This window comes from Micromonospora sp. NPDC005237 (genome assembly GCF_040607775.1).
Classification (GTDB): domain Bacteria; phylum Actinomycetota; class Actinomycetes; order Mycobacteriales; family Micromonosporaceae; genus Micromonospora.
Window position 1 is genome coordinate 100075 of the sequence record NZ_JBEXHJ010000003.1, and the last position, 20357, is coordinate 120431.

Genomic DNA, 20357 nt, shown 5'->3' on the forward strand with positions numbered 1-20357 from the left:
CCCTGAACAGCCGACACGAGCTGGGGGTTGACGTGGAGCTGCAACCGGGCCGCGAGGCCATCGTCCGGGTCGCCGTCGCGACGCTGTGGTCCTCCCCCGAGGCGGTCCGGCCGGTCGACGGTCCCGCGCTCACCGCCGGCGCCGACATCCCGACCTGGGTTCGCGGCATGGACACCGACCAGCAGGTCGGCGACTGCGTGCTGAGCCAGCTCCTGCTCGGCGAACGGGTGCTGATCGACGAGCTGCGCCCGGACGGCTGGGCACGGGTCGTCGCCGTCGAGCAGCCGGCCGCCAAGCTCGATCCCCGCGGCTACCCGGGCTGGCTCCCCGCCGACCAGCTGACCACCGTGGATCCCAGCGTCAGCGGCGACCCGCTGGTCGTGGACGCCACAGTCACCGGGCTGCACGCCGCCCCGGGCGGACCGGTGGCGCTGGCGGGCGTCGTCGTCGGCACGCGCCTCGTCCCGGCCGGCCCGGCCCGCGACGGCTGGCGAGAAGTCCACGTCCCCGGCCAGGCCACGCCGCTCTGGCTGCCCGACGGGCAGCTCGTCCCGGTGCCGTCTGAGCCGCCCACCGCCGCCGACGCGCTCGCGGTGGCCCAGCGGCTGCTGGACGTCGCCTACATCTGGGGCGGGCTCTCCGCGTACGGCATCGACTGCTCGGGCCTCGTCCACCTGGCCTGGCGCCGGTTCGGCGTGCTGCTGCCCCGCGACGCCGACGACCAGGCCGTCGCCACGACCCCGCTGCCCCTCGGCGCGGAACGCCCCGGCGACCTCTATTTCTTCGCCCGCCCCGGCCGCAAGATCCACCACATCGGCATCGTCACCGCCGTCGCCGACGACCCGACGGACCGGCGGATGCTGCACGCCTGCTACCGGCGGCGACGGGTGCTGGAGGAACAGCTACCGGCCGATCGGGCCGCCACCCTCGTCGGCGTCCACCGGGTCTGACCGGTCGGGCCCCTCTTCGGGCCCGACCGGCGGTGACTCAGCGCCGGACCCCGGCCAGCTCGCGGCGCCGGTCCCGGGCGGACTTGACCAGGCTGGCGATGGTGGCGATGCCCAGCGTGCCGAGGATGACCAGCAGGGACAGCCAGATCGGGATGTGCGGCGCCCACCCGACGTGCTCCCCGCCGTTGATGAACGGCAGGTTGTTGTCGGCCAGCGCCTCCAGCACCAGCTTGACGCCGATGAAGCCCAGCACGACGGCCAGCCCGTAGCTCAGGTAGATCAGCCGGTCGAGCAGGCCGCCGAGCAGGAAGTAGAGCTGCCGCAGGCCCATCAGCGCGAAGACGTTCGCGGTGAAGACCAGGTACGGCTCCTGCGTGATGCCGAAGATCGCCGGGATCGAGTCCAGCGCGAAGATCAGGTCGGTGGTGCCGATCGCGATCATCACGATGAGCATCGGCGTGAACAGCCGACGCCCGTTCTCGTGGGTCATCAGCTTGGCGTCGTCGTAGCCCTTGGAGATCGGCAGCGCCCGGCGGCTCCACCGGATCAGCAGGTTCTCCGAGAACTCGTCCTCGTCCGGCTCACCCTGGCGGGCCAGGTTGACCGCCGTGTAGATCAGGAACGCGCCGAAGATGTAGAAGACCCAGGAGAACTGCGAGATCAACGCCGCGCCGGCGGCGATGAAGCCACCGCGCATCACCAGCGCCAGCACGATGCCGATGAGCAGCACCTTCTGCTGGTACTGCCGGGGCACCCCGAAGCGGGCCATGATGATCACGAAGACGAAGAGGTTGTCCACCGAGAGGCTGTACTCGGTGAGCCAGCCGGTGTAGAACTGCCCCGCCGAACTGGCCCCGGCGGTCAGCCAGACGCCGACGCCGAAGAGCAGAGCGAGGCCCACGTAGAAGGCGACCCAGAGACTCGACTCGCGCACGCTCGGCTCGTGCGGGCGCCGACCAATGATCAACAGGTCGACGAGCAGCACCGCAGTCAGTGCGACGAGGGTCCCCGCCCACACCAATCCGGACACGTCCAACGTTCATTCCTCCGGCAGACACGCGGCGTCGGGCACACCGTACGCCCCCATGAGGGCTGGCGTGCCGCTGTCGCTCACTCTGGTGACTGTCGGAGGTCTCTTCCGCCCCCGACCCGCGAACGGGACGGCGACCGACGAAGCCGGGTCGAACGCCGAGGTGCCGGCGATCGTCCGTGCTGACGACTTCGTCGCGGGGGAATACTCCCCTCCTCGATGACCATTGTTGCCCACCACTCGCCGTGATCACACCCCGGGCATTGGGTGTGAACGCGCACCCGGGTCGCCGGGAATACCGGCACACCCCCTCCGGCGTCCTAGGAGGCTAGTGTGTGGACGCCGCTACACCCGCACGCCCCTGCGCTCCTGGCCCGTGGGAGGCTTTGCGGCATGGTGCTTGAAGTCGCGCTGATCGACGTACTGCCCGGACACGAGGACGCCTTCGTCGCCGCGTACGCCCAGGGTCACCCGGTGCTCGCCGGGACGCCCGGTTGCCGGTCGGTGCGGATGACCCGGGGCATCGAGTCCCCGACCCGGTTCGTGCTGCTGGTCGAGTGGGACTCGGTCGAGGCGCACGAGAAGAACTTCCGGGACACCGAACGGTTCGCCCAATGGCGGGCGCTGATCGGGCCGCACTTCGCCGGGCCACCGTTGGTCGAGCACTTCCACGACGTACCGGCCTGACGGAAACTGTCGTACCCCGCGGTTATCGTGCCTTGCGCACGCGCCGGCCACCGGCCCCGACGGGCTCGGGGGCGCCGGGTCCGGGGGCCGCGCGGGCGGCACCGCATCGGCCCTCACTCGCCGACGCGGCGGGCCAGCGCGGTGACCGTCTCCTCCGGTGACAGGGCGGCCGCCAGCAGCGCCTCCGTCATCCGCTCGTACCGGTCGACGTCGAGCACGGTCGCCAGCCGGACGTCGGTGGTCAACGCCTCCAGCATCACCGTCCGCGGATCCGCCGGGTCGGGGAAGGCATACCAGGAGTACGGGGTGAGCGGGTGCAGGCCGCTGCCGGCCGCCCCGCGGGGCAGAAGTCGCACCGTCACGTGGGCCAACCCGGTCACCGCCACCAGGTGCCGCAACTGCTCACGCCAGACCTCGACCGGCAGGTCAGCCGGGTCGCACACCGTCTCGGCGAGCACCGCCGTGTAGCGCGGCGGCTCGGCCCGGCGCAGCACCTCCTGCCGCAGCGCCCGGGCGCGCACCTCCGCCTCCACGTCGACCTCCGGCGCGAGCAGAACGCCGGCGGCGACCCGCGAGCGGGCGTACGCCGGCGTCTGCAGCAGCCCCGGCACGACCGCCGGCTGGTACTCGACGATGTCGGCCGCGCCCGCCTCCAACTCGGCGTAGATGCGCTGCCGCTCGCTCATCTCGCCGAGCGTCTTCCACCAGCCGCGACTGGTGGCCGCATCCCGCGCGATCACGATCAGCGCGTCGCGGGCCGACGCCGGCACCTGGTAGATGTCGAGCAGGTCCAGCACGTCGGCGAGATCCGGACGGCTCTGCCCCAGCTCGATGCGGGACAGCTTCGACGTCGACGCCCAGCCCAGCCGGTCGCAGACCTGCTCCAGGGTCAGCGCCTCGCGCCGACGCAACTGGCGCAGCTCGGCGCCGAGCCGCGCGCGTCGAATGACAGGACTTGTTGGCAACGGCATCCCGGCCTCCCCATCGAGGGAGCGTACGCAGGACGATCACCCAGTGCAATACTTCGCTTGCGCACCGCAATCGAACGGTCGGCCGGCGGGCCGGGCGAGGACGCCGTTCGGGCAGCCCGGCCGACGCCGGCCGGGCCGCCCTCACTTCACGCCTGCGGCGTCCATGCCGCGTAGTTCCTTCTTCAGGTCGGCGACCTCGTCGCGGATCCGCGCCGCCAGCTCGAACTGCAGCTCGCGGGCGGCGGCCAGCATCTGGTCGTTGAGCTCCTGGATGAGCTGGGCGAGGTCGGCGCGGGCCATCCCCTCCCGGGACGGGGTGGTGGCGGTGGACCGACTGCGGCTGCGGGTCTCCTTGACCGGCGCCTTGCCCCGGGACAGCTGACGCGCCGCGCCGCCGACCCGGGAGTTTTCGGTGTCCTCCGCCTCGCGGTAGATGTCGTCCAGAATGTCGTGGATCTTTTTGCGCAGCGGCTCCGGACTGATCCCGTGTGCCTCGTTGTGCGCGATCTGCTTGGCGCGACGTCTGTCGGTCTCGTCGATCGCCGCCGCCATCGACGGGGTGATCTTGTCGGCGTACATGTGCACCTGGCCCGAGACGTTCCGGGCGGCCCGCCCGATGGTCTGGATCAGCGACCGGCCGCTGCGCAGGAAGCCCTCCTTGTCGGCGTCGAGGATCGCGACGAGCGACACCTCGGGCAGGTCCAGACCCTCGCGGAGCAGGTTGATGCCGACCAACACGTCGTACTCGCCCTTACGCAGCTCGCGCAGCAGCTCCACCCGGCGCAGGGTGTCGACCTCGGAGTGCAGGTAGCGCACCCGGACGCCGTTCTCCAGGAGGTAGTCCGACAGGTCCTCGGCCATCTTCTTGGTCAGCGTGGTGACCAGCACCCGCTCGTCGCGGTCGGTCCGCAGCTTGATCTCGTGCATCAGGTCGTCGATCTGCCCCTTGGTCGGCTTGATCACGACCTGCGGGTCGACCAGCCCGGTGGGGCGGATGACCTGCTCGACGAACTCACCCTGGGCCTGTTCCAGCTCCCATGTGCCCGGGGTCGCCGACAGATAGACCATCTGGCCGACCCGCTCCAGGAACTCGTCGAAACGCAGCGGCCGGTTGTCGGCGGCGCTGGGCAGCCGGAACCCGTGGTCGATGAGCATCCGCTTGCGAGAGGCGTCACCCTCGTACATGCCGCCGATCTGCGGGATCGTCACGTGCGACTCGTCGACCACGGTGAGGAAGTCGTCCGGGAAGTAGTCGAGCAGGGCGTGCGGCGGGCTGCCGGGCAGCCGCCCGTCCATGTGCATCGAGTAGTTCTCGATGCCGGAGCAGAAGCCCACCTGCCGCATCATCTCGATGTCGTACGTGGTGCGCATCCGCAGCCGCTGCGCCTCCAGCAGCTTGCCCTGGCGCTCCAGCTCGGCCAGCCGCTCGGCCAGCTCCACCTCGATGTCGCGGATCGCCCGCTCCATCCGCTCCGGGCCGGCCGCGTAGTGCGTCGCCGGGAAGATCACCAGCTGGTCGACCTCACGGACCACGTCACCGGTCAACGGGTTGAGGTAGTAGAGCTTCTCCACCTCGTCGCCGAACAGCTCGATGCGGACCGCCAGCTCCTCGTACGCCGGGATGATCTCCAGCGTGTCGCCGCGGACCCGGAAGGTGCCCCGCTGGAAGGCCATGTCGTTGCGGGTGTACTGGATGTCGACCAGTCGGCGCAGCAGCTGGTCGCGGTCGAGATCCTGCCCGACCTCGACCCGGACCGCCCGGTTGAGGTATTCCTCCGGGGTGCCCAGACCGTAGATCGCCGAGACGGTCGCCACCACGATCACGTCGCGGCGGGTGAGCAGCGACATCGTCGCCGAGTGCCGCAGCCGCTCGACCTCCTCGTTGATCGAGGAGTCCTTCTCGATGTAGGTGTCGGTCTGCGGAATGTACGCCTCGGGCTGGTAGTAGTCGTAGTACGAGACGAAGTATTCGACCGCGTTGTGCGGCAGCAGCTCGCTGAACTCCTTGGCCAGCTGCGCGCAGAGCGTCTTGTTCGGGGCGAGCACCAGGGTGGGGCGCTGCAGCCGCTCGATCAGCCACGCGGTGGTGGCGCTCTTGCCGGTGCCGGTCGCGCCGAGGAGCACCGTGTTGCGGTCGCCGCGCCGCACCCGGCGCTCAAGGTCGTCGATGGCGGCCGGCTGGTCGCCGGCCGGCTGGAATTCACTGACGACCTGGAAGCGGCCGTCGAGCCGGGGAATGTCGAGCGCCATGACCTCAACGGTACGCCGCAGGTCCGACAGGTTCGGCCGTCGCGCATGGTGCGTGATCGGCTTCGATATTCCCATTGTGTGGCCCATGTCACCGGGGCTACCCTCTTCATGTAGGCCGCTCGCGGCGGCCGACCGGGCCGGAGGCCAGGCCGTCATCACGGCCGGCCGCCCCCGGCACAGCGGTCGCAGCACCCGGCTCGTCCGGCGTGCGCACCCGTGTGGTCGCGCTCGAGGCGCAGACCGGCCGCCGCGAGCGCCCCTGCCGCGTCACCCCCTGCCGCGTCACCTCAGCTCGTCACCCTCAGCTCGTCACCCCCAGCTCGTCACCCCCAGCTCGTCACCCCGTGCCGTCCCGCCCGTTTCACATCCGTGGACACCTCTCCGGCCCCGGCGCGCGGCCCCTCCCCCGACACCACCCGCGCTGGCAACGCAGTCCGCACCGACGGGCACCCGCGCGAGACGGCCGCCCCCGACACCGGCAGCGCCCGACCCTCCCGAGCTGGCCGTCGTCGGCGTACGGTGCTGCTGCTGCTCGCCCTGACCGCTGTGACGTCCGCGACGGCGCTGGTGGCAGGGCTGCTGAGCTGGACTCCCGACCCACCCGCGCCGGCCCGACCGCTGACCCTCTCCGAGGCCGAGCGGCTGGCCGCCATGCGGGTCACCAACCTTCGGGACCTGCGCGCCGGCGTCCAGGTCACGGTCGGCGCCGGCGCCGCCCGTACCGAACTGGTGGGGTGGGTGGACTGGTCGCGGCCCCTGCTCTACCTGGATGTGGGCGGGCCTGGGGCGGGGGCCGAGCGTGGCCTGCTGCAGAGCGCCGGGTCGGTGCTGGTCACCCGACCGGACCCGGCGGCCGTGCCCACCCCGGCCGCGCCGCCTCTGGTGCCACCGGCGGACCGCTGGCGCCTGCACCACCTGACGCCCGGCGCGGGCCTGGCACCGGTCCTCGACCTGCTCCTCGGCCTCGCCGCCGACCGGCCGGACCCGACCCCGGCGATGGACGGCGGCGAAGCCCGCTGGGTCGCCCGGGACGTGGTCGCGGCCGGGCCGGTCGACGTCCTGCAGGCGCCGTTTCCCGCCCCGACCCCACCCAGCCCCGGCAGCGCCGCGACGGGCGGCACGGCGGCGACCGGGCCGGACGGGTCGACCCGCTACTGGCTCGACCGGGACGGCCGACTGCACAAACTGGTGACCCGGTTGCCCGGCGTCGGGCCGGTCACGGTCCTCCTCAACCGGATCGACCGTCCCACGCTGCGCCCGGTCGACGCGCTCGGCGGCCGACCCGGGCTGCCGCGCGCGCTCACGGACGCGGAGCAGCGCCGGCTGGACCGGCTGGCCGCCCGGCTGCGCGGCCAGGGCGGTGCCACGCTGACGCTGACCGCGCCGGTGGGCACGGACACCAACCTGCGGGGTGCCGGCTGGTTGAGCTGGGCCGCCCGCACCGCGTACGTGGCGGTCGCCGACCTGGGCGTACCGGGCCGCCGGACCCTGCTGCACCGCGACGCCACCGGCCTGTCCCGGACGGACGTGCCGGCCGAGACCGGTGGCGGTGGCACCGCCGAGGCCCCGGGCCGGCCGCCGTTTCCGGTCCCGGCCGGGTCGTGGCGGCCCACCCGGTCCCCCCGCGACGACCTCGACCTGCTGGTCGACGCCGCAGTGGCCGCCGCCGGACCGGTGACGCGGCGCGGCGCGGCCGTGCGGGTACGCGAGGACCTCGCCGCCGGACGGACCGTGGACGTCGTGGAACTTCGCACGGCCGACGCGCGCCTGCGCTACTGGATCGACCGCGACGGGTCGCTGCGCCGGGTGGAACTGCACACCGGCCCCGGCGCGTGGGCGCAGGTGGACCTCAGCCCCGCCGTGGTGCCCCGCCTCAGCCCGCCGCCGCGCGCCACAGCACCGAGCCGCCCGCCCCGACCCGGAGCACGCTGACCACACGCACTCGGGTGTGGTGGCACGGCTCTCAGGGTCGCCAGCCGGTCCGCGTGGCCCACTGCTCGGCCCGCAGGTACTCCTCGTCGAACCAGGGATCGCGGGCCGTGCCGGAGCCACCGACGTGCGGCGCCGCGTCGACCAGATCCCGCTTGAACAGCAGGTACCTGCCCCGCTGATCCGGGTCGGCGCGGAGGTGGTCACGCATGAGCAGCGCATACCGCCAGCCGGGCGACTCGACCTCCCGCACGTGCAGGCGCACCGGGCGATCCGGGTCGGCGCTGCCGTGCAGCCGCTTCTCCCACCGACCTCGGCCGGCCGGGCGCGGATCGTCCCACCAGTGCCCCGGCACGCGGGGAAACCCCGCGTTCGCCAGCCGGTCGGCCAACGGCCCGTCGGCGTCGGCGATGCTGGGCACGGCCACCTGCACGTCGATGACGTCGTCGGCGGCGAGCCCGGGTACCGCGGTCGCACCGATGTGGTCGATCCGCAGATCCGCCGGGGCCAGCGCGTGACGGATCCGGGCGGCCAGCCGCGCGTACTGCTCGGGCCAGCTCGGATCAGCCTCCACCCCGTCGCCTCGGCTCGGCAGCGGCACGACCCGCCGCTGCCGCAGGTTGTGCTCGTAGGGTCGCAGCCGCTGCCGCCACAGCGAATCCACCGCGGCGTGCAGCGCCACCAGACTGCCGTCATTGGTCAGCACCACGTCCGCCGCGGCACGCCGACGGGCGTCGTCGGCCTGCGCGGCGATCCGCCGCTCGGCCTCCGCGCGGTCCATCCCCCGGTCGCGCATCAGCCGCTCCAGCCGGGTCGGCACGGCCGTCTGCACCACGACCACCAGGTGGTACGTCGGCGCGAGCCCCACCTCCACCAGCAGCGGTACGTCGTTGACCACGATCGCGTCCGGTGCCGCCGCGGCGACCAGCTCGGCCGTACGCGCCCGCACCCGGGGATGGGTGATCGCCTCCAACCGGCGGCGGGCGGCCTCGTCGGAGAACACCACGGCGCCCAACGCGGCGCGATCCAGCGCGCCGTCGGCGCCCAGCACCTTCTCCGAGAAGGTGGCGACGATCTCCGCGAGGCCCTCCGTGCCCGGCGCGACGACCTCCCGGGCAATCTGGTCCGCGTCGACGAGCACCGCGCCCAACTCCACCAGCCGCGCGGCCACCGCGCTCTTGCCCGACCCGATTCCGCCGGTCAAACCCACCCTCAGCACCCGACCAGTCAACCGGATCACGAGCCTCCCCGCCAAACCCACCCGCACCCGTCCCCAGCCCACGGCCCCCGTAGGCCGGTTTGGCCCGCAGGGCCCGCGCCAACGCCGCCCGCGCGCACCGTGTCATCGACGCGCGGCCCACGCGCCCCCGTGCCGCCCACGCGCTCCCGTGCTCCCCACACGGCCGTCCCGGCCGTGTGCCGGCCGCCCGCCGCCCGCAAGATCGCGCTCGATCCAGGAAGTAGTGGCATCCCGACCGCTCAGAGGCCCCTACATCCACGATCGAGCGCGATCTTGCCGCAAGGCCACTACAGCGCGGAGTGCCGGGCACGAGCGCGACGCGCGGGCGCGGGCGCGAGGCGCGGGCGGCCAGCGTTGAGCGGGTGCGGGTATGGCGAGGGCCCCGCCCCCGGCGATCGGAAAGATCGCGGGGACGGGGCCCGTCGTCGTTCAGCGGGTCACTTACCGCCGGCGAGCTTCTCCCGCAGAGCGGCGAGCGCCTCGTCGGTGGCCAGGGTGCCGGCCGGCTCCTCGGCCTGCCGGCTCGGGGCCGGGCTGGACGAGGAGGTGGTGCCGCCACCGGCGGCCGGAACGGCCGGAGTCGGGTTGGCAGCGGCCTCGGCGTCGGCGGCGCGAGAGGTCTGCACCTGCTTGGTGTGGGCCTCCCAACGCTGACGGGCCTCGGCGTACTGGTTCTCCCAGGTCTCGCGCTGCTTGTCGTACCCCTCGAGCCACTCGCCCGTCTCCGGGTCGAAGCCCTCCGGGTAGATGTAGTTGCCCTCGGCGTCGTACGTCGCGGCCATGCCGTAGAGGGTCGGGTCGAAGTGCTCCTCGCCCTCGACGAAGCCCTCGTTGGCCTGCTTCAGCGACAGCGAGATCCGGCGGCGCTCCAGGTCGATGTCGATGACCTTGACCATGACCTCGGAGCCAACCTGGACGACCTGCTCCGGGATCTCCACGTGGCGCTCGGCCAGCTCGGAGATGTGGACCAGGCCCTCGATGCCGTCGTCCACCCGGACGAACGCACCGAACGGCACCAGCTTGGTGACCTTACCCGGCACGATCTGCTGGATCGCGTGGGTGCGGGCGAACTGCCGCCACGGGTCCTCCTGCGTCGCCTTCAGCGACAGCGAGACGCGCTCGCGGTCCAGGTCGACGTCCAGAACCTCGACCTCGACCTCCTGGCCGACCTCGACGACCTCGGACGGGTGGTCGATGTGCTTCCAGGACAGCTCGGAGACGTGCACCAGACCGTCGACGCCGCCGAGGTCCACGAAGGCGCCGAAGTTGACGATCGAGGACACGACGCCCTTGCGGACCTGGCCCTTCTGCAGCTTGTTGAGGAACTCGGTGCGCACCTCGGACTGCGTCTGCTCCAGCCAGGCCCGGCGGGACAGGACCACGTTGTTGCGGTTCTTGTCCAGCTCGATGATCTTGGCCTCGAGCTCACGCCCGACGTACGGCTGCAGGTCGCGCACGCGCCGCATCTCGACCAGGGACGCGGGCAGGAAGCCGCGCAGCCCGATGTCCAGGATGAGGCCACCCTTGACTACCTCGATGACCGAGCCGCGGACGACACCGTCCTCGTCCTTGATCTTCTCGATCGTGCCCCAGGCCCGCTCGTACTGCGCCCGCTTCTTGGAGAGGATCAGACGACCCTCCTTGTCCTCCTTCTGGAGGACCAGGGCCTCGATGTGGTCACCAACCGTCACAACCTCGGCGGGGTCCACGTCGTGCTTGATCGACAACTCCCGAGAGGGGATGACACCCTCGGTCTTGTAGCCGATGTCGAGCAGGACCTCGTCCCGATCGACCTTGACGACGGTGCCTTCGACAATGTCGCCGTCGTTGAAGTACTTGATGGTCTCGTCGATCGCGGCGAGGAATGCCTCCTCGGAACCGAGATCGTCGTGGGTGACCCGGGTGGCGCTCGAGGGGGCCTCGATGCTGCTCGTCATGTGGGCGGTTGCTCCGGTCGGATGGGTTGTCACAGCAGGCTGGTGTCGCGGTGACCTGTTCGCGCCAGCGGATCCGTCGCCGGGCACACCGAACGATCACCTAGTGGGATCATGATGTGCTCCGTCGACCGCGCACCTGCTCCCTGCCGAGACACACGATCCGCGAGCGCATCGTCTAGCCTACCGTGCGCATTACCACAGCGTGCAAGCCCTCCCGACTCGTCGCCGCACCATGACCTGCGAAAGCCGAACAATCGCCCGGAAACGACCCCTCCTGTCTCGTACGTCACAGGGGCCCCAGGCACCCCGCCGGGCGGGCCGGCCGGACGGGCCGCGCACCACGCCTCATCGACGTGGTTTCCGGAAAATCAGCGCTTCCCACCGGCCCGGGCACCACGACTTCGCGGAAACCGAGTCGATCAGGCCGCGCCGCCGCCCCCATCGGGTTGACCGGGGCCTAGCGTGGGCGCGTGGATGACGACAGCCGGGTGACCCGGCGCCGGGTGGGTGACGCCGAAGCCCGGCGGGCCAACCGCGGCTGGTGGGACACCGACGCCGACGACTACCAGGCCGAGCACGGGGGGTTCCTCGGCGACGTGGACTTCGTCTGGTGTCCGGAGGGGCTGCGCGAGGCCGACGCCCGCCTGCTCGGCGACGTGTCGGGGCGGCGGGTGCTGGAGGTGGGTTGCGGCGCCGCGGCCGCCGCCCGCTGGCTCGCCACCCAGGGCGCGCGTCCGATCGCCTTCGACCTGTCCGCCGGCATGTTGCGGCACGCCGCGCAGGCCGCCGACCGCACCGGGGTACGCGTACCGCTGGTGCAGGCCGACGCGCTCGCCCTGCCGTTCGCCGACCGTTCGTTCGACCTGGCCTGCACGGCGTTCGGCGCGATCCCCTTCGTGGACGACTCGGCGACCCTGCTCGCCGAGGTGCACCGGGTGCTGCGCCCGGGCGGCCGGTGGGTGTTCTCCGTGACCCACCCGATGCGCTGGATCTTCCTCGACGATCCCGGCGAGGGCGGTCTGACGGCCGTGCACTCGTACTTCGACCGCTCCCCCTACGTCGAGCAGGACGAGACCGGCGTCGCCACCTACGTCGAGCAGCACCGCACCCTCGGCGACCGGATCCGCGAGCTGGTCGGCGCCGGGTTCCGGCTGCTGGACCTGGTCGAGCCGGAGTGGCCGGAGGGACACGAGGGGATCTGGGGGCAGTGGAGCCCGCTGCGCGGACGGCTCTTCCCCGGCACCGCCATCTTCGTCACCGAGAAGCCGCTCGATTGACCGCGTCGCACCCGTGGTCCGACCTGCATACCATCGATCGCCGGTAGGCTCGGCTGCATGAGCGCCGAGCCCATCCCGACATCACCTGGCCCCTGGTGTCCGGATCCGATGCGGCAGCAGCGTGCCGACTACACGCTGGAGGACCTGCTCGCCCTGCCGGACGACGCCCCCCGCGTCGAACTCGTCGACGGAGTTATCCAGGTGACCCCCTCCCCCACCCTGGGCCACCAGAACATCTCCAGCCTGTTGTGGCTCTGGCTGCACAGCCACGCACCGCAGCACCTCGGCGCCGCCCAAGCCATCGGTGTCAAGCTCAGCCACAACACGAGCCGACAGCCCGACGTGCTGTTGCACCGTGCCGGCGTGGCGTCCGTCCATTCCATCCTGCAACCGAAGGATGTGGTGCTCGCCGTCGAGGTCGTTTCGCCGGGCACGCGGCGGATCGACCGGTTCGCCAAGCCCGGGGAGTACGCCGCCGCCGGCATCGCGTTCTACTGGCGGATCGAGCAGGACCCGGTGCACGTGTACGCGTACCGGATCGGCGACCGGGTCGGGCCGGGCGGTGAGCGGCAGTACGAGCTGGTCGCCGACGGGCCTGACGTGATCGAGCTGACTGAGCCGTTCGACATCAAGCTGCCCATCGCCGAGATCACCCCGTAGCCGTTTCACCCCGACCGGGTCGGGTAGCCGAGGCGCATGGCCGAGCAGAGGTTCCACACGGGCGACCACGTCTCCTGGTCGGCCCACGGAAGCCGCGCGTACGGCGTGGTGCAGGAGGAGATCACCGACCGGATTCGGATCCGGGGGCGGGCCGTGAACGCGGCTCCCGACGACCCGCAGTACCGGGTCCGCAGTGACGGTACGGGCCGCGACGTGGCCCACCGACCGGAGGCGTTGCGCCATGAGCAGAGGTGACGACGGCCGGGACACCTACCGGGAGTTCACCGAGGCGGTGAACATGAAGCCCCGCGAGTTGTCGACCTGGCTGGAGACCGACGAGTCGAAGCAGGTCGGCTGGCACAAGGGTGGCCGCTCCGGCGGTGGCGAGTCCGTCGGCCACGACTCGGGTCGGAAGATCGTCGACTTGCTGCGTCGAAAGCGCGCCGACCTGTCCGAGGGCGACTACAAGCACATGCGCAAGGTGGTCGGCTACGTCCGCCGGCACATGGCCCAGCGCCCCTCTGGCGACGTCCGCGACACCAAGTGGCGCTGGTCCCTCATGAACTGGGGCCACGACCCCATGAAGTAACCCAGCGACCAAGGATCACTTTCAAGATCACATTAAGGGCGAGGCCGGCGACCCCGACCAGGGCGACCCGGTCGGGGTTCCGGGGCAGCCCGACCCGCGCAGGGATCAAGCCTGACCGCCCGGAGCGGGTCGGGCTGCCCCGGAACCCCCCACCGCAACCAACAACCAGATCAGTGATCAGCGCTGTTCCAGTCCCGGCCCTCGCCGACCGACACCTCCAGCGGCACCGACAGCGGGTACGCCCCACCCATCTCACGCCGCACCAGCGCCTCCAACGCCTCCCGCTCACCCGGGGCGACCTCGAAGACCAGCTCGTCGTGCACCTGTAGCAGCATCCGGGAGCGCAGGCCGGCGTCGGCGAGCGCGGTGTCGACGTGCAGCATCGCCACCTTGATGATGTCGGCGGCCGACCCCTGGATGGGGGCGTTGAGAGCCATCCGCTCGGCGATGTCGCGGCGCTGCCGGTTGTCGCTCACCAAATCGGGCAGGTAGCGGCGGCGACCCAGAATCGTCGAGGTGTAGCCGTCCTGACGGGCCCGGGCGACGACCTGGTGCAGGTAGTCGCGCACTCCGCCGAAGCCGGCGAAGTAGTTCTCCATCAGGCCGCGCGCCTCTTCGGTGTTGATGTTGAGCTGCTGGGACAGGCCGAACGCGCTGAGCCCGTACGCCAGGCCGTAGTTCATCGCCTTGATCTTGCGCCGCTGGTCCGGAGTGACCTCGTCGACCGGCACGCCGAAGACCGACGAGGCGGTGGCGGCGTGGAAGTCGGCCCCGGAGTTGAACGCCTCGATCAGCGCGTCGTCCGAGGAGAGGTGCGCCATGATCCGCATTTCGATCTGGCTGTAGTCGGCGGTGAGCAGGCACTCGTACCCCTCACCCACCACGAAGGCCCGGCGGATGCGCCGGCCCTCCTCGGTGCGGATCGGGATGTTCTGCAGGTTGGGCTCGGTCGAGGAGAGGCGCCCGGTGGCCGCCACCGTCTGGTTGAAGGTGGTGTGGATCCGACCGTCGTCGGAGACGGACTTGAGCAGGCCGTCCACCGTCGACTTGAGCTTGGCGACGTCGCGGTGGCGCAGCAAATGGGCCAGCACCGGGTGCGGCTGCTGCGCGTAGAGCCACTGCAGGGCGTCAGCGTCGGTCGTGTAGCCCGTCTTGATCTTCTTGGTCTTCGGCAGGCCCAGCTCGGTGAAGAGGATCTCCTGCAACTGCTTGGGCGAGCCGAGGTTGAACTCTCGGCCCACCGCCTCGTACGCGCCCTGCGCGGCGGTCTTGACCTCGCCGGCGAAGTGCGCCTCCAACTCGTGCAGGTAGTCGTTGTCGGCGGCGATGCCGGTGCGCTCCATGCCCGCGAGCACCCGCATCAGCGGCAGCTCGACCCCGGCCATCAGCCGCGCGGACTGCTCACCGTCGCGGGACAGTTCGGCGTCGATCGCGTCGGCGAGGTCGAGGGTGGCGCGGGCCTGGAGCATGAGGTTCTGCTCGGCCACGCCCTCGTCGCCCAGCCCGTCGAGGGTGAGCTGCCCGGTCTCGGGCGCGTCCACCCGCAGCTCGCGGTGCAGGTAGCGCAGGGCCAGGTCGGTCAGGTCGTAGGACCGCTGGTCGGGACGGGCCAGGTACGCGGCGATCTGGGTGTCGCGGACGATGCCGGCCAGCTCCCAGCCGTGTGCGGCGCAGGCCAGCACCGCCGGCTTGCTGTCGTGCAGCACCTTGGGCCGCTGCGCGTCGGCCAGCCAAGCGGCGAGGGCGCTCTCGTCGGAGGCGTCGAGCCCGGTCGGGTCCACCCAGGCGGCCGCGCCCCCGGCGCTGGCCAGCGCCAGACCGGTGATCGAGGCGGTGTGCCGGCGGTTGGGGCCGGTGTCGAGCTTGACCGCGAGCCCGACCGGGGTGCCGGTCGGGGCGTGCGTGCCCAGCCAGGCGGCGAGCCCACCCGGCTCGGTGAGCACCTCACCGGTCAGGTCGAAGCCCGACTCGGCCTCCGGCTCGACGGCCTCCAGATACTGGTAGAGGCGGTCGCGCAGGATGCGGAACTCCAGCGTGTCGAAGACCTGGTGCACGGCCTCCCGGTCCCAGCCGGCCCAGCGGGTGTCCTCCGGGCGCAGCGGCAGCTCCAGGTCGGAGACCAGGCGATTGATCTCGTAGTTGCGGATCACGTCGGCGAGCCGTTCCCGCAGGCTGTCGCCGGCCTTGCCCTTGATCTCGTCGGCGCGGGCGATCACGCCCTCCACGCCGCCGTACATGGTGATCCACTTGGCGGCGGTCTTCGGGCCGACGCCCGGCACGCCGGGGAGGTTGTCGCTGGTCTCGCCGACCAGGGCGGCGAGGTCGCGGTAGCGCTCGGGCCCGACGCCGTACTTCGCCTCGATCGCCGCCGGGTCCATCCGGGCCAGGTCGGAGACGCCCTTGCGGGGATAGAGCACGGTGACCTGGTCACCGACGAGCTGGAAGGCGTCCCGGTCGCCGGTGCTGATCAGCACCGTCATCCCCTGGTCGCGGGCCTGGCAGGCGAGCGTCGCGATGACGTCGTCGGCCTCGTAGCCCTCCATCTCGACCACCGGGATCTGCAGCGCCGCCAGGACCTCCTTCACGAGGCTGACCTGGCCCTTGAAGTCGGTCGGGGTCTCGCTGCGGCCGGCCTTGTACTCCGCGTACTTCTCGGTGCGGAAGGACCGGCGGGAGACGTCGAAGGCGACGACGATGTGGGTGGGCTGCTCGTCGCGCAGGACGTTGATCAGCATTGAGGTGAAGCCGTACACCGCGTTGGTCGGCTGACCCGTCGTGGTGGAGAAGTTTTCCACCGGCAGGGCGAAGAACGCCCGGTATGCCAGGGAATGTCCGTCGACGAGGAGCAGGCGCGGCGTCGTAGCTGTCACGGCAGCGACTCTAGTCCGTCGCACCGACAACCCAGGGTGGCGGCACCGCGCCACGGGCGCGAAAACACAACCCACGGCACGCACGCCGACGGCCGGCCGCCCACGAGGGGACGACCGGCCGCCGGATGCGGTGGCTCAGGCCACGCCGAGGTACGCCTCCTTGACCGACGGGTCGTGCAGCAGGTCCTGACCGGACCCTTCCTTCACGATCTGACCGGTCTCCAGCACGTAGCCGCGGTGTGCCCGCGACAGCGCCTGCTGGGCGTTCTGCTCCACCAGCAGGATCGTCGTGCCCTGCTGGTTGATCTCGGTGATGATGTCGAAGATCTGCCGGATCACCAACGGGGCCAGACCCATCGACGGCTCGTCGAGCAGCAGCAACTTCGGACGGCTCATCAGCGCCCGACCGACCGCGAGCATCTGCTGCTCGCCGCCGGAGAGGGTGCCGCCGGCCTGCTTGCGCCGCTCGGCCAGCCGTGGGAAGAGGGTCAGCACCCGATCCAGGTCGGCGGCGATGCCGGCGGAGTCCCGCCGGGTGTACGCCCCCATGTCCAGGTTCTCCATGACCGTCATGCCGGGGAAGATCTGCCGCCCCTCCGGCGACTGACACAACCCCCGCACCACCCGCAGGTCGGCCCGGAGCTTGCTGATGTCCTCACCGTTGAACGTGATCTTCCCGGTGCTGAGCGACCTGGTCCCGGAGATGGCCCGCATCGTGGTGGTCTTGCCGGCGCCGTTCGCGCCGATCAGGGCCACCACCTCACCCTCGTTGACGGTGAGGCTGATCCCGTGCAACGCCTCGATCCGGCCGTACGCGACGGCGACGTTCTCGAGCTCAAGCAGCGTCATCGGCGGGCTCCCCCAGGTACGCGGCGATCACCTTCGGATCGCGGCTGACCTCCGCGGGCGCACCCTCGGCGATCTTGCGGCCGAACTCCAGCACCACGATCCGGTCGGTGACACCCATGACCAGCCGCATGTCGTGCTCGATGAGCAGGACGGTCAGGCCCATGTCACGGATCTTGCGGATCAGGGTGAGGAGCTCCTCCTTCTCCGCCGGGTTGAAGCCGGCGGCCGGCTCGTCCAGGCAGATCAGCTTCGGCTCGGTGGCCAGCGCGCGGGCGATCTCCAACCGGCGCTGGTAGCCGTACGGCAGGTTGCGCGCCTCGTCGTTGGCCCGGTCGGCGATCCCGACGAAGCGCAGCAACTCGAGCGCCTTGGCCTCCGCCGCCCGCTCCTCCAGGATGTGCCGGGACAGGCCGAAGATCTTCGCGGCCTTCAGGCGCACCTGCTGCCAGGTCCGGACGATCCCGGACGCGGCGGTGACCTGGGGCAGTTCCTCCGGCTTGGGTCGCACCCGGTAGAGCCGGAACAGCGCCCCCGGCACACTGGTCTTGTGCCGGGAGTCCGTGCCGACCATGACGTTCTCCAGCGCCGTCATCTCCGGGAAGAGACGGATGTTCTGGAACGTCCGGGAGATGCCCAGCTGGCTGATCTGGTGCGGCTTGCGGCCGGTCACCTTCTGGCCCCGGAACCGGACCGCGCCCGACGTCGGCTTGTAGACCCCGGTCATCACGTTGAAGCTGGTGGTCTTGCCGGCGCCATTCGGCCCGATGAGGCCGAGGATCTCGCCCTCGTAGATCTGGAAATTGATCTTGTCGAGGGCGACCACGCCGCCGAAGCGGAGCGTGACGTCGTCGACTTCGAGAAGCACCTGCCGAGGCCCCGGCTGGGTCGGGATCTTCGGCGTCACGGCGCTGGTGGACTGGTCAGACACGAGCGGGCACCTCCTCTGCCTCCGCCGCGCGGTCGGACAACTCGCGGGCACGCCGCCGGCTGGGCACCAGACCCTGCGGACGCAGGATCATCACCAGCACCATGGCCAGACCGAAGACCAGCCACCGGTAGTCGGCGAAGTCGCGGAACCGCTCCGGCAGGTACGCCAGCAGCACCGCGCCGAGCGAGACGCCGATCATGTTGCCGGAGCCACCGACCACCACCATCGCGACGAAGAGGATGGACAGGTTCGCGTTGAACTGGGTCGGGTCGATGAACGCGTTCCGGCTGCCGAAGAGGAAGCCCGACAGGCCGCCGAGCGCCGCGCCGATGGCGAACGCCCAGAGCTTGAACTTGAACGGGTAGACACCCATCACCGCGGCGGCGTCCTCGTCCTCGCGGACCGCCAGCCACGCCCGGCCGACCCGGCTGTGCTCCAGCCGACGGACCAGGAACACCATGATCAGCACGAACGTGATCGCCAACCAGTACCACGGCTTCGCGTCGATCAGGCCGAAGACCTTGTTGTCCGGCGACGGCGCACCCTCCGGACCGGGGATGGCCGAGATGCCCACCGGGCCGTTGGTCAGACCGGTGGCGTTGCGGGCCACGATCCGGATGATCTCGCCGAAGCCCAGCGTCACGATGGCCAGGTAGTCACCGCGCAGCCGCAGCGTCGGCCAGCCCAGCAGCACCCCGGAGATCATGGTCAGCACGATCGCGATGAACAGGCAGATCGCCCAGGTCACCGCCCACGTCGGCGGAAGGTTGAACTCCTGCTGGATCCACTTCACCACCGGCGAGTTCACCGAACCGAACAACGCCACGCTGTACGCGCCGATGGCGAAGAAGCCGATGTAGCCCAGGTCGAGCAGGCCGGCGAGACCGACCACCACGTTCAGGCCGATCGCGACCAGCACGTAGATGGCGCAGACGAAGAGCACGCCCGCCCAGTTGTTGCCGCCCTCGATCGAGTCGGTCCGCAGCCAGGTCAGGCCCGGAATGCCGAGGAGCGGCAGGTAGTAGAGGATCGCCACGAAGGCGGCCAGCCCGAGGGCCTGCTGCCACTTCGTGAGCGCCCGCCAGCGGTCGCCGATGCCGGTCAGCAGCGTCACCCGCCGCTGATCTGCGGAGCGAATCTTGTTGATCATGCGCGGGCCCTCCCGAGCGACTCGCCCAACAGACCGGTCGGCCGGAACATCAGCACCACGATCAGCACCACGAAGGCGATGACGTCCTCCCAGTTGGACGCGAAGAGCGTGGCGCCGTAGACCTCGACGATGCCGAGGAAGAGGCCACCCAGCAGCGCGCCGCGCAGGTTACCGATGCCGCCCAGGACCGCGGCGGTGAACGCCTTCAGGCCGAGCACGAAGCCGATGCTGTTCTGGGTGAAGCCGAACCGCATGCTCCACAGCAGCGCGGCCGCGCCGGCCATGATGCCGCCCAGCACGAAGATCAGCATGATGACGCGTTCCTGGTTGACGCCCATCAGCGCGGCGGTCTCCGGGTTCTGCGCCACCGCGCGCACGCCCCGGCCGTACCGGGTGCGGTTGATGAACCAGTCCAGCAGCGCCATCATCACCACGGCCGCGACGAACACGATCACCTGGATGTTGGTGATCCCCGTGTTGCCGATGGTGACCAGGGTCTCCTGCTTGATGATCGTCGGCATACCGACGATCTGCCGGGGCCGGCCGAACACATCCGGCAGTACGCCACCCAGCAGCTTGGGCAGCACCTGCCCGAAGAGCTCCACGAACACCAGCGACAGACCGATCGCGGTGATCAGGAAGATCAGCGGCGGCGCGTTCTTGCGCCGCAGCGGCCGGTACGCGACTCGTTCGAGCGCCAGAGCCGTACCGCCTGAGGCGACCGCCGCGACGATGAGGCCGAGCACCAGGAACAGGATCGCCTGGCCGACAGGGGGGTTATTTTCCACACCGAGCTGGTTCCACAGGATCAGCACCGCGAAGGTGCCGACCATGAAGACCTCGGAGTGCGCGAAGTTGATCAGGCGAAGGACGCCATAGACGAGTGTGTAGCCAAGGGCGATCAGGGCGTAGATGGCGCCCTTGGAAAGGCCATCGACCGTGTGCTGGCCGAGATGACCGATCAGTTCATCGAAATGCACCGGGGGTCTCCTTGAATCGAGTGCGGCCGGGGTGAGACACCCCGGCCGCACTCCATCGCC

The 20357-nt window shown here is 70.9% G+C and carries 17 protein-coding genes; 7 read left to right on the forward strand and 10 right to left on the reverse strand.

From position 1 onward, the window contains the following. The first annotated feature begins 32 nt into the window (after positions 1 to 32). Positions 33 to 950, forward strand: coding sequence for an NlpC/P60 family protein (locus ABZT87_RS09340; protein WP_355134724.1), 918 nt, complete (start codon positions 33 to 35; stop codon positions 948 to 950). 37 nt (positions 951 to 987) lie between these two features. On the opposite strand, the gene ABZT87_RS09345 is transcribed toward ABZT87_RS09340, so the two are convergent. Then, positions 988 to 1986: a TerC family protein gene (locus ABZT87_RS09345; RefSeq protein ID WP_355068201.1), complete on the reverse strand. Its 999-nt coding sequence runs from the start codon at positions 1984 to 1986 to the stop codon at positions 988 to 990. 387 nt (positions 1987 to 2373) lie between these two features. Between ABZT87_RS09345 and ABZT87_RS09350 the strand changes: the two genes are divergently transcribed. Continuing rightward, positions 2374 to 2667, forward strand: coding sequence for an antibiotic biosynthesis monooxygenase family protein (locus ABZT87_RS09350; RefSeq protein ID WP_354861409.1), 294 nt, complete (start codon positions 2374 to 2376; stop codon positions 2665 to 2667). Between the two features lie 113 nt (positions 2668 to 2780). Here the strand turns inward: ABZT87_RS09350 and ABZT87_RS09355 are convergent, their stop codons facing one another. Next, entirely contained in the window at positions 2781 to 3638 is an 858-nt protein-coding gene (locus ABZT87_RS09355) for a helix-turn-helix transcriptional regulator (protein WP_355134726.1), read from the reverse strand. A 141-nt stretch (positions 3639 to 3779) separates the two neighbouring features. After that, positions 3780 to 5888 carry an excinuclease ABC subunit UvrB gene (uvrB, locus tag ABZT87_RS09360; RefSeq protein WP_355134728.1) on the reverse strand — a complete coding sequence of 703 codons (2109 nt, stop codon included), beginning with the start codon at positions 5886 to 5888 and terminating at the stop codon, positions 3780 to 3782. A gap of 369 nt (positions 5889 to 6257) precedes the next feature. Here uvrB and ABZT87_RS09365 point away from each other — a divergent pair, with 369 nt between their 5' ends. Beyond that, a complete protein-coding gene (locus ABZT87_RS09365; RefSeq protein ID WP_355134730.1) occupies positions 6258 to 7820 on the forward strand; it encodes a hypothetical protein in 1563 nt (520 codons plus the stop codon). 31 nt (positions 7821 to 7851) lie between these two features. On the opposite strand, the gene coaE is transcribed toward ABZT87_RS09365, so the two are convergent. Both coaE and rpsA read right to left on the reverse strand, forming a co-directional pair. Further along, complete coding sequence (gene coaE / locus ABZT87_RS09370) at positions 7852 to 9036, reverse strand: dephospho-CoA kinase (RefSeq protein WP_355134732.1); 1185 nt, start codon at positions 9034 to 9036, stop codon at positions 7852 to 7854. Positions 9037 to 9494: 458 nt separating this feature from the next. Beyond that, positions 9495 to 10994, reverse strand: a complete 1500-nt coding sequence (gene rpsA / locus ABZT87_RS09375; protein WP_109819865.1) for a 30S ribosomal protein S1 — start codon at positions 10992 to 10994, stop codon at positions 9495 to 9497. A gap of 470 nt (positions 10995 to 11464) precedes the next feature. On the opposite strand from rpsA, the gene ABZT87_RS09380 reads away from it, so the two are divergent. The 4 genes from ABZT87_RS09380 (at position 11465) to ABZT87_RS09395 (ending at position 13520) form a co-directional block, all read left to right on the forward strand. Beyond that, positions 11465 to 12271 (forward strand): class I SAM-dependent methyltransferase, encoded by an 807-nt coding sequence (locus tag ABZT87_RS09380; protein WP_355068195.1) that lies wholly within the window; start codon positions 11465 to 11467, stop codon positions 12269 to 12271. 108 nt (positions 12272 to 12379) lie between these two features. After that, positions 12380 to 12931 carry a Uma2 family endonuclease gene (locus ABZT87_RS09385; protein WP_354863266.1) on the forward strand — a complete coding sequence of 184 codons (552 nt, stop codon included), beginning with the start codon at positions 12380 to 12382 and terminating at the stop codon, positions 12929 to 12931. A 36-nt stretch (positions 12932 to 12967) separates the two neighbouring features. Next, the gene (locus ABZT87_RS09390; protein ID WP_354863267.1) at positions 12968 to 13186 is read left to right on the forward strand and encodes a DUF2945 domain-containing protein; all 219 of its coding nucleotides are present in this window, start codon (positions 12968 to 12970) and stop codon (positions 13184 to 13186) included. Beyond that, the gene (locus ABZT87_RS09395) at positions 13173 to 13520 is read left to right on the forward strand and encodes a DUF3140 domain-containing protein (protein WP_354863268.1); all 348 of its coding nucleotides are present in this window, start codon (positions 13173 to 13175) and stop codon (positions 13518 to 13520) included. The genes ABZT87_RS09390 and ABZT87_RS09395 overlap by 14 nt, the downstream gene beginning before the upstream one ends. Before the next feature lie 170 nt (positions 13521 to 13690). On the opposite strand, the gene polA is transcribed toward ABZT87_RS09395, so the two are convergent. From polA to ABZT87_RS09420, 5 genes are all read right to left on the reverse strand, one after another. Beyond that, the gene (gene polA / locus ABZT87_RS09400; protein ID WP_355134734.1) at positions 13691 to 16390 is read right to left on the reverse strand and encodes a DNA polymerase I; all 2700 of its coding nucleotides are present in this window, start codon (positions 16388 to 16390) and stop codon (positions 13691 to 13693) included. Positions 16391 to 16525: 135 nt separating this feature from the next. Beyond that, positions 16526 to 17239: an ABC transporter ATP-binding protein gene (locus ABZT87_RS09405; RefSeq protein WP_354861450.1), complete on the reverse strand. Its 714-nt coding sequence runs from the start codon at positions 17237 to 17239 to the stop codon at positions 16526 to 16528. Continuing rightward, positions 17226 to 18131: an ABC transporter ATP-binding protein gene (locus tag ABZT87_RS09410; RefSeq protein WP_355135378.1), complete on the reverse strand. Its 906-nt coding sequence runs from the start codon at positions 18129 to 18131 to the stop codon at positions 17226 to 17228. The genes ABZT87_RS09405 and ABZT87_RS09410 overlap by 14 nt, the downstream gene beginning before the upstream one ends. A gap of 28 nt (positions 18132 to 18159) precedes the next feature. Then, complete coding sequence (locus ABZT87_RS09415; RefSeq protein WP_355134736.1) at positions 18160 to 19317, reverse strand: branched-chain amino acid ABC transporter permease; 1158 nt, start codon at positions 19315 to 19317, stop codon at positions 18160 to 18162. After that, complete coding sequence (locus ABZT87_RS09420) at positions 19314 to 20297, reverse strand: branched-chain amino acid ABC transporter permease (protein WP_355134738.1); 984 nt, start codon at positions 20295 to 20297, stop codon at positions 19314 to 19316. The genes ABZT87_RS09415 and ABZT87_RS09420 overlap by 4 nt, the downstream gene beginning before the upstream one ends. Positions 20298 to 20357 lie beyond the last annotated feature (60 nt).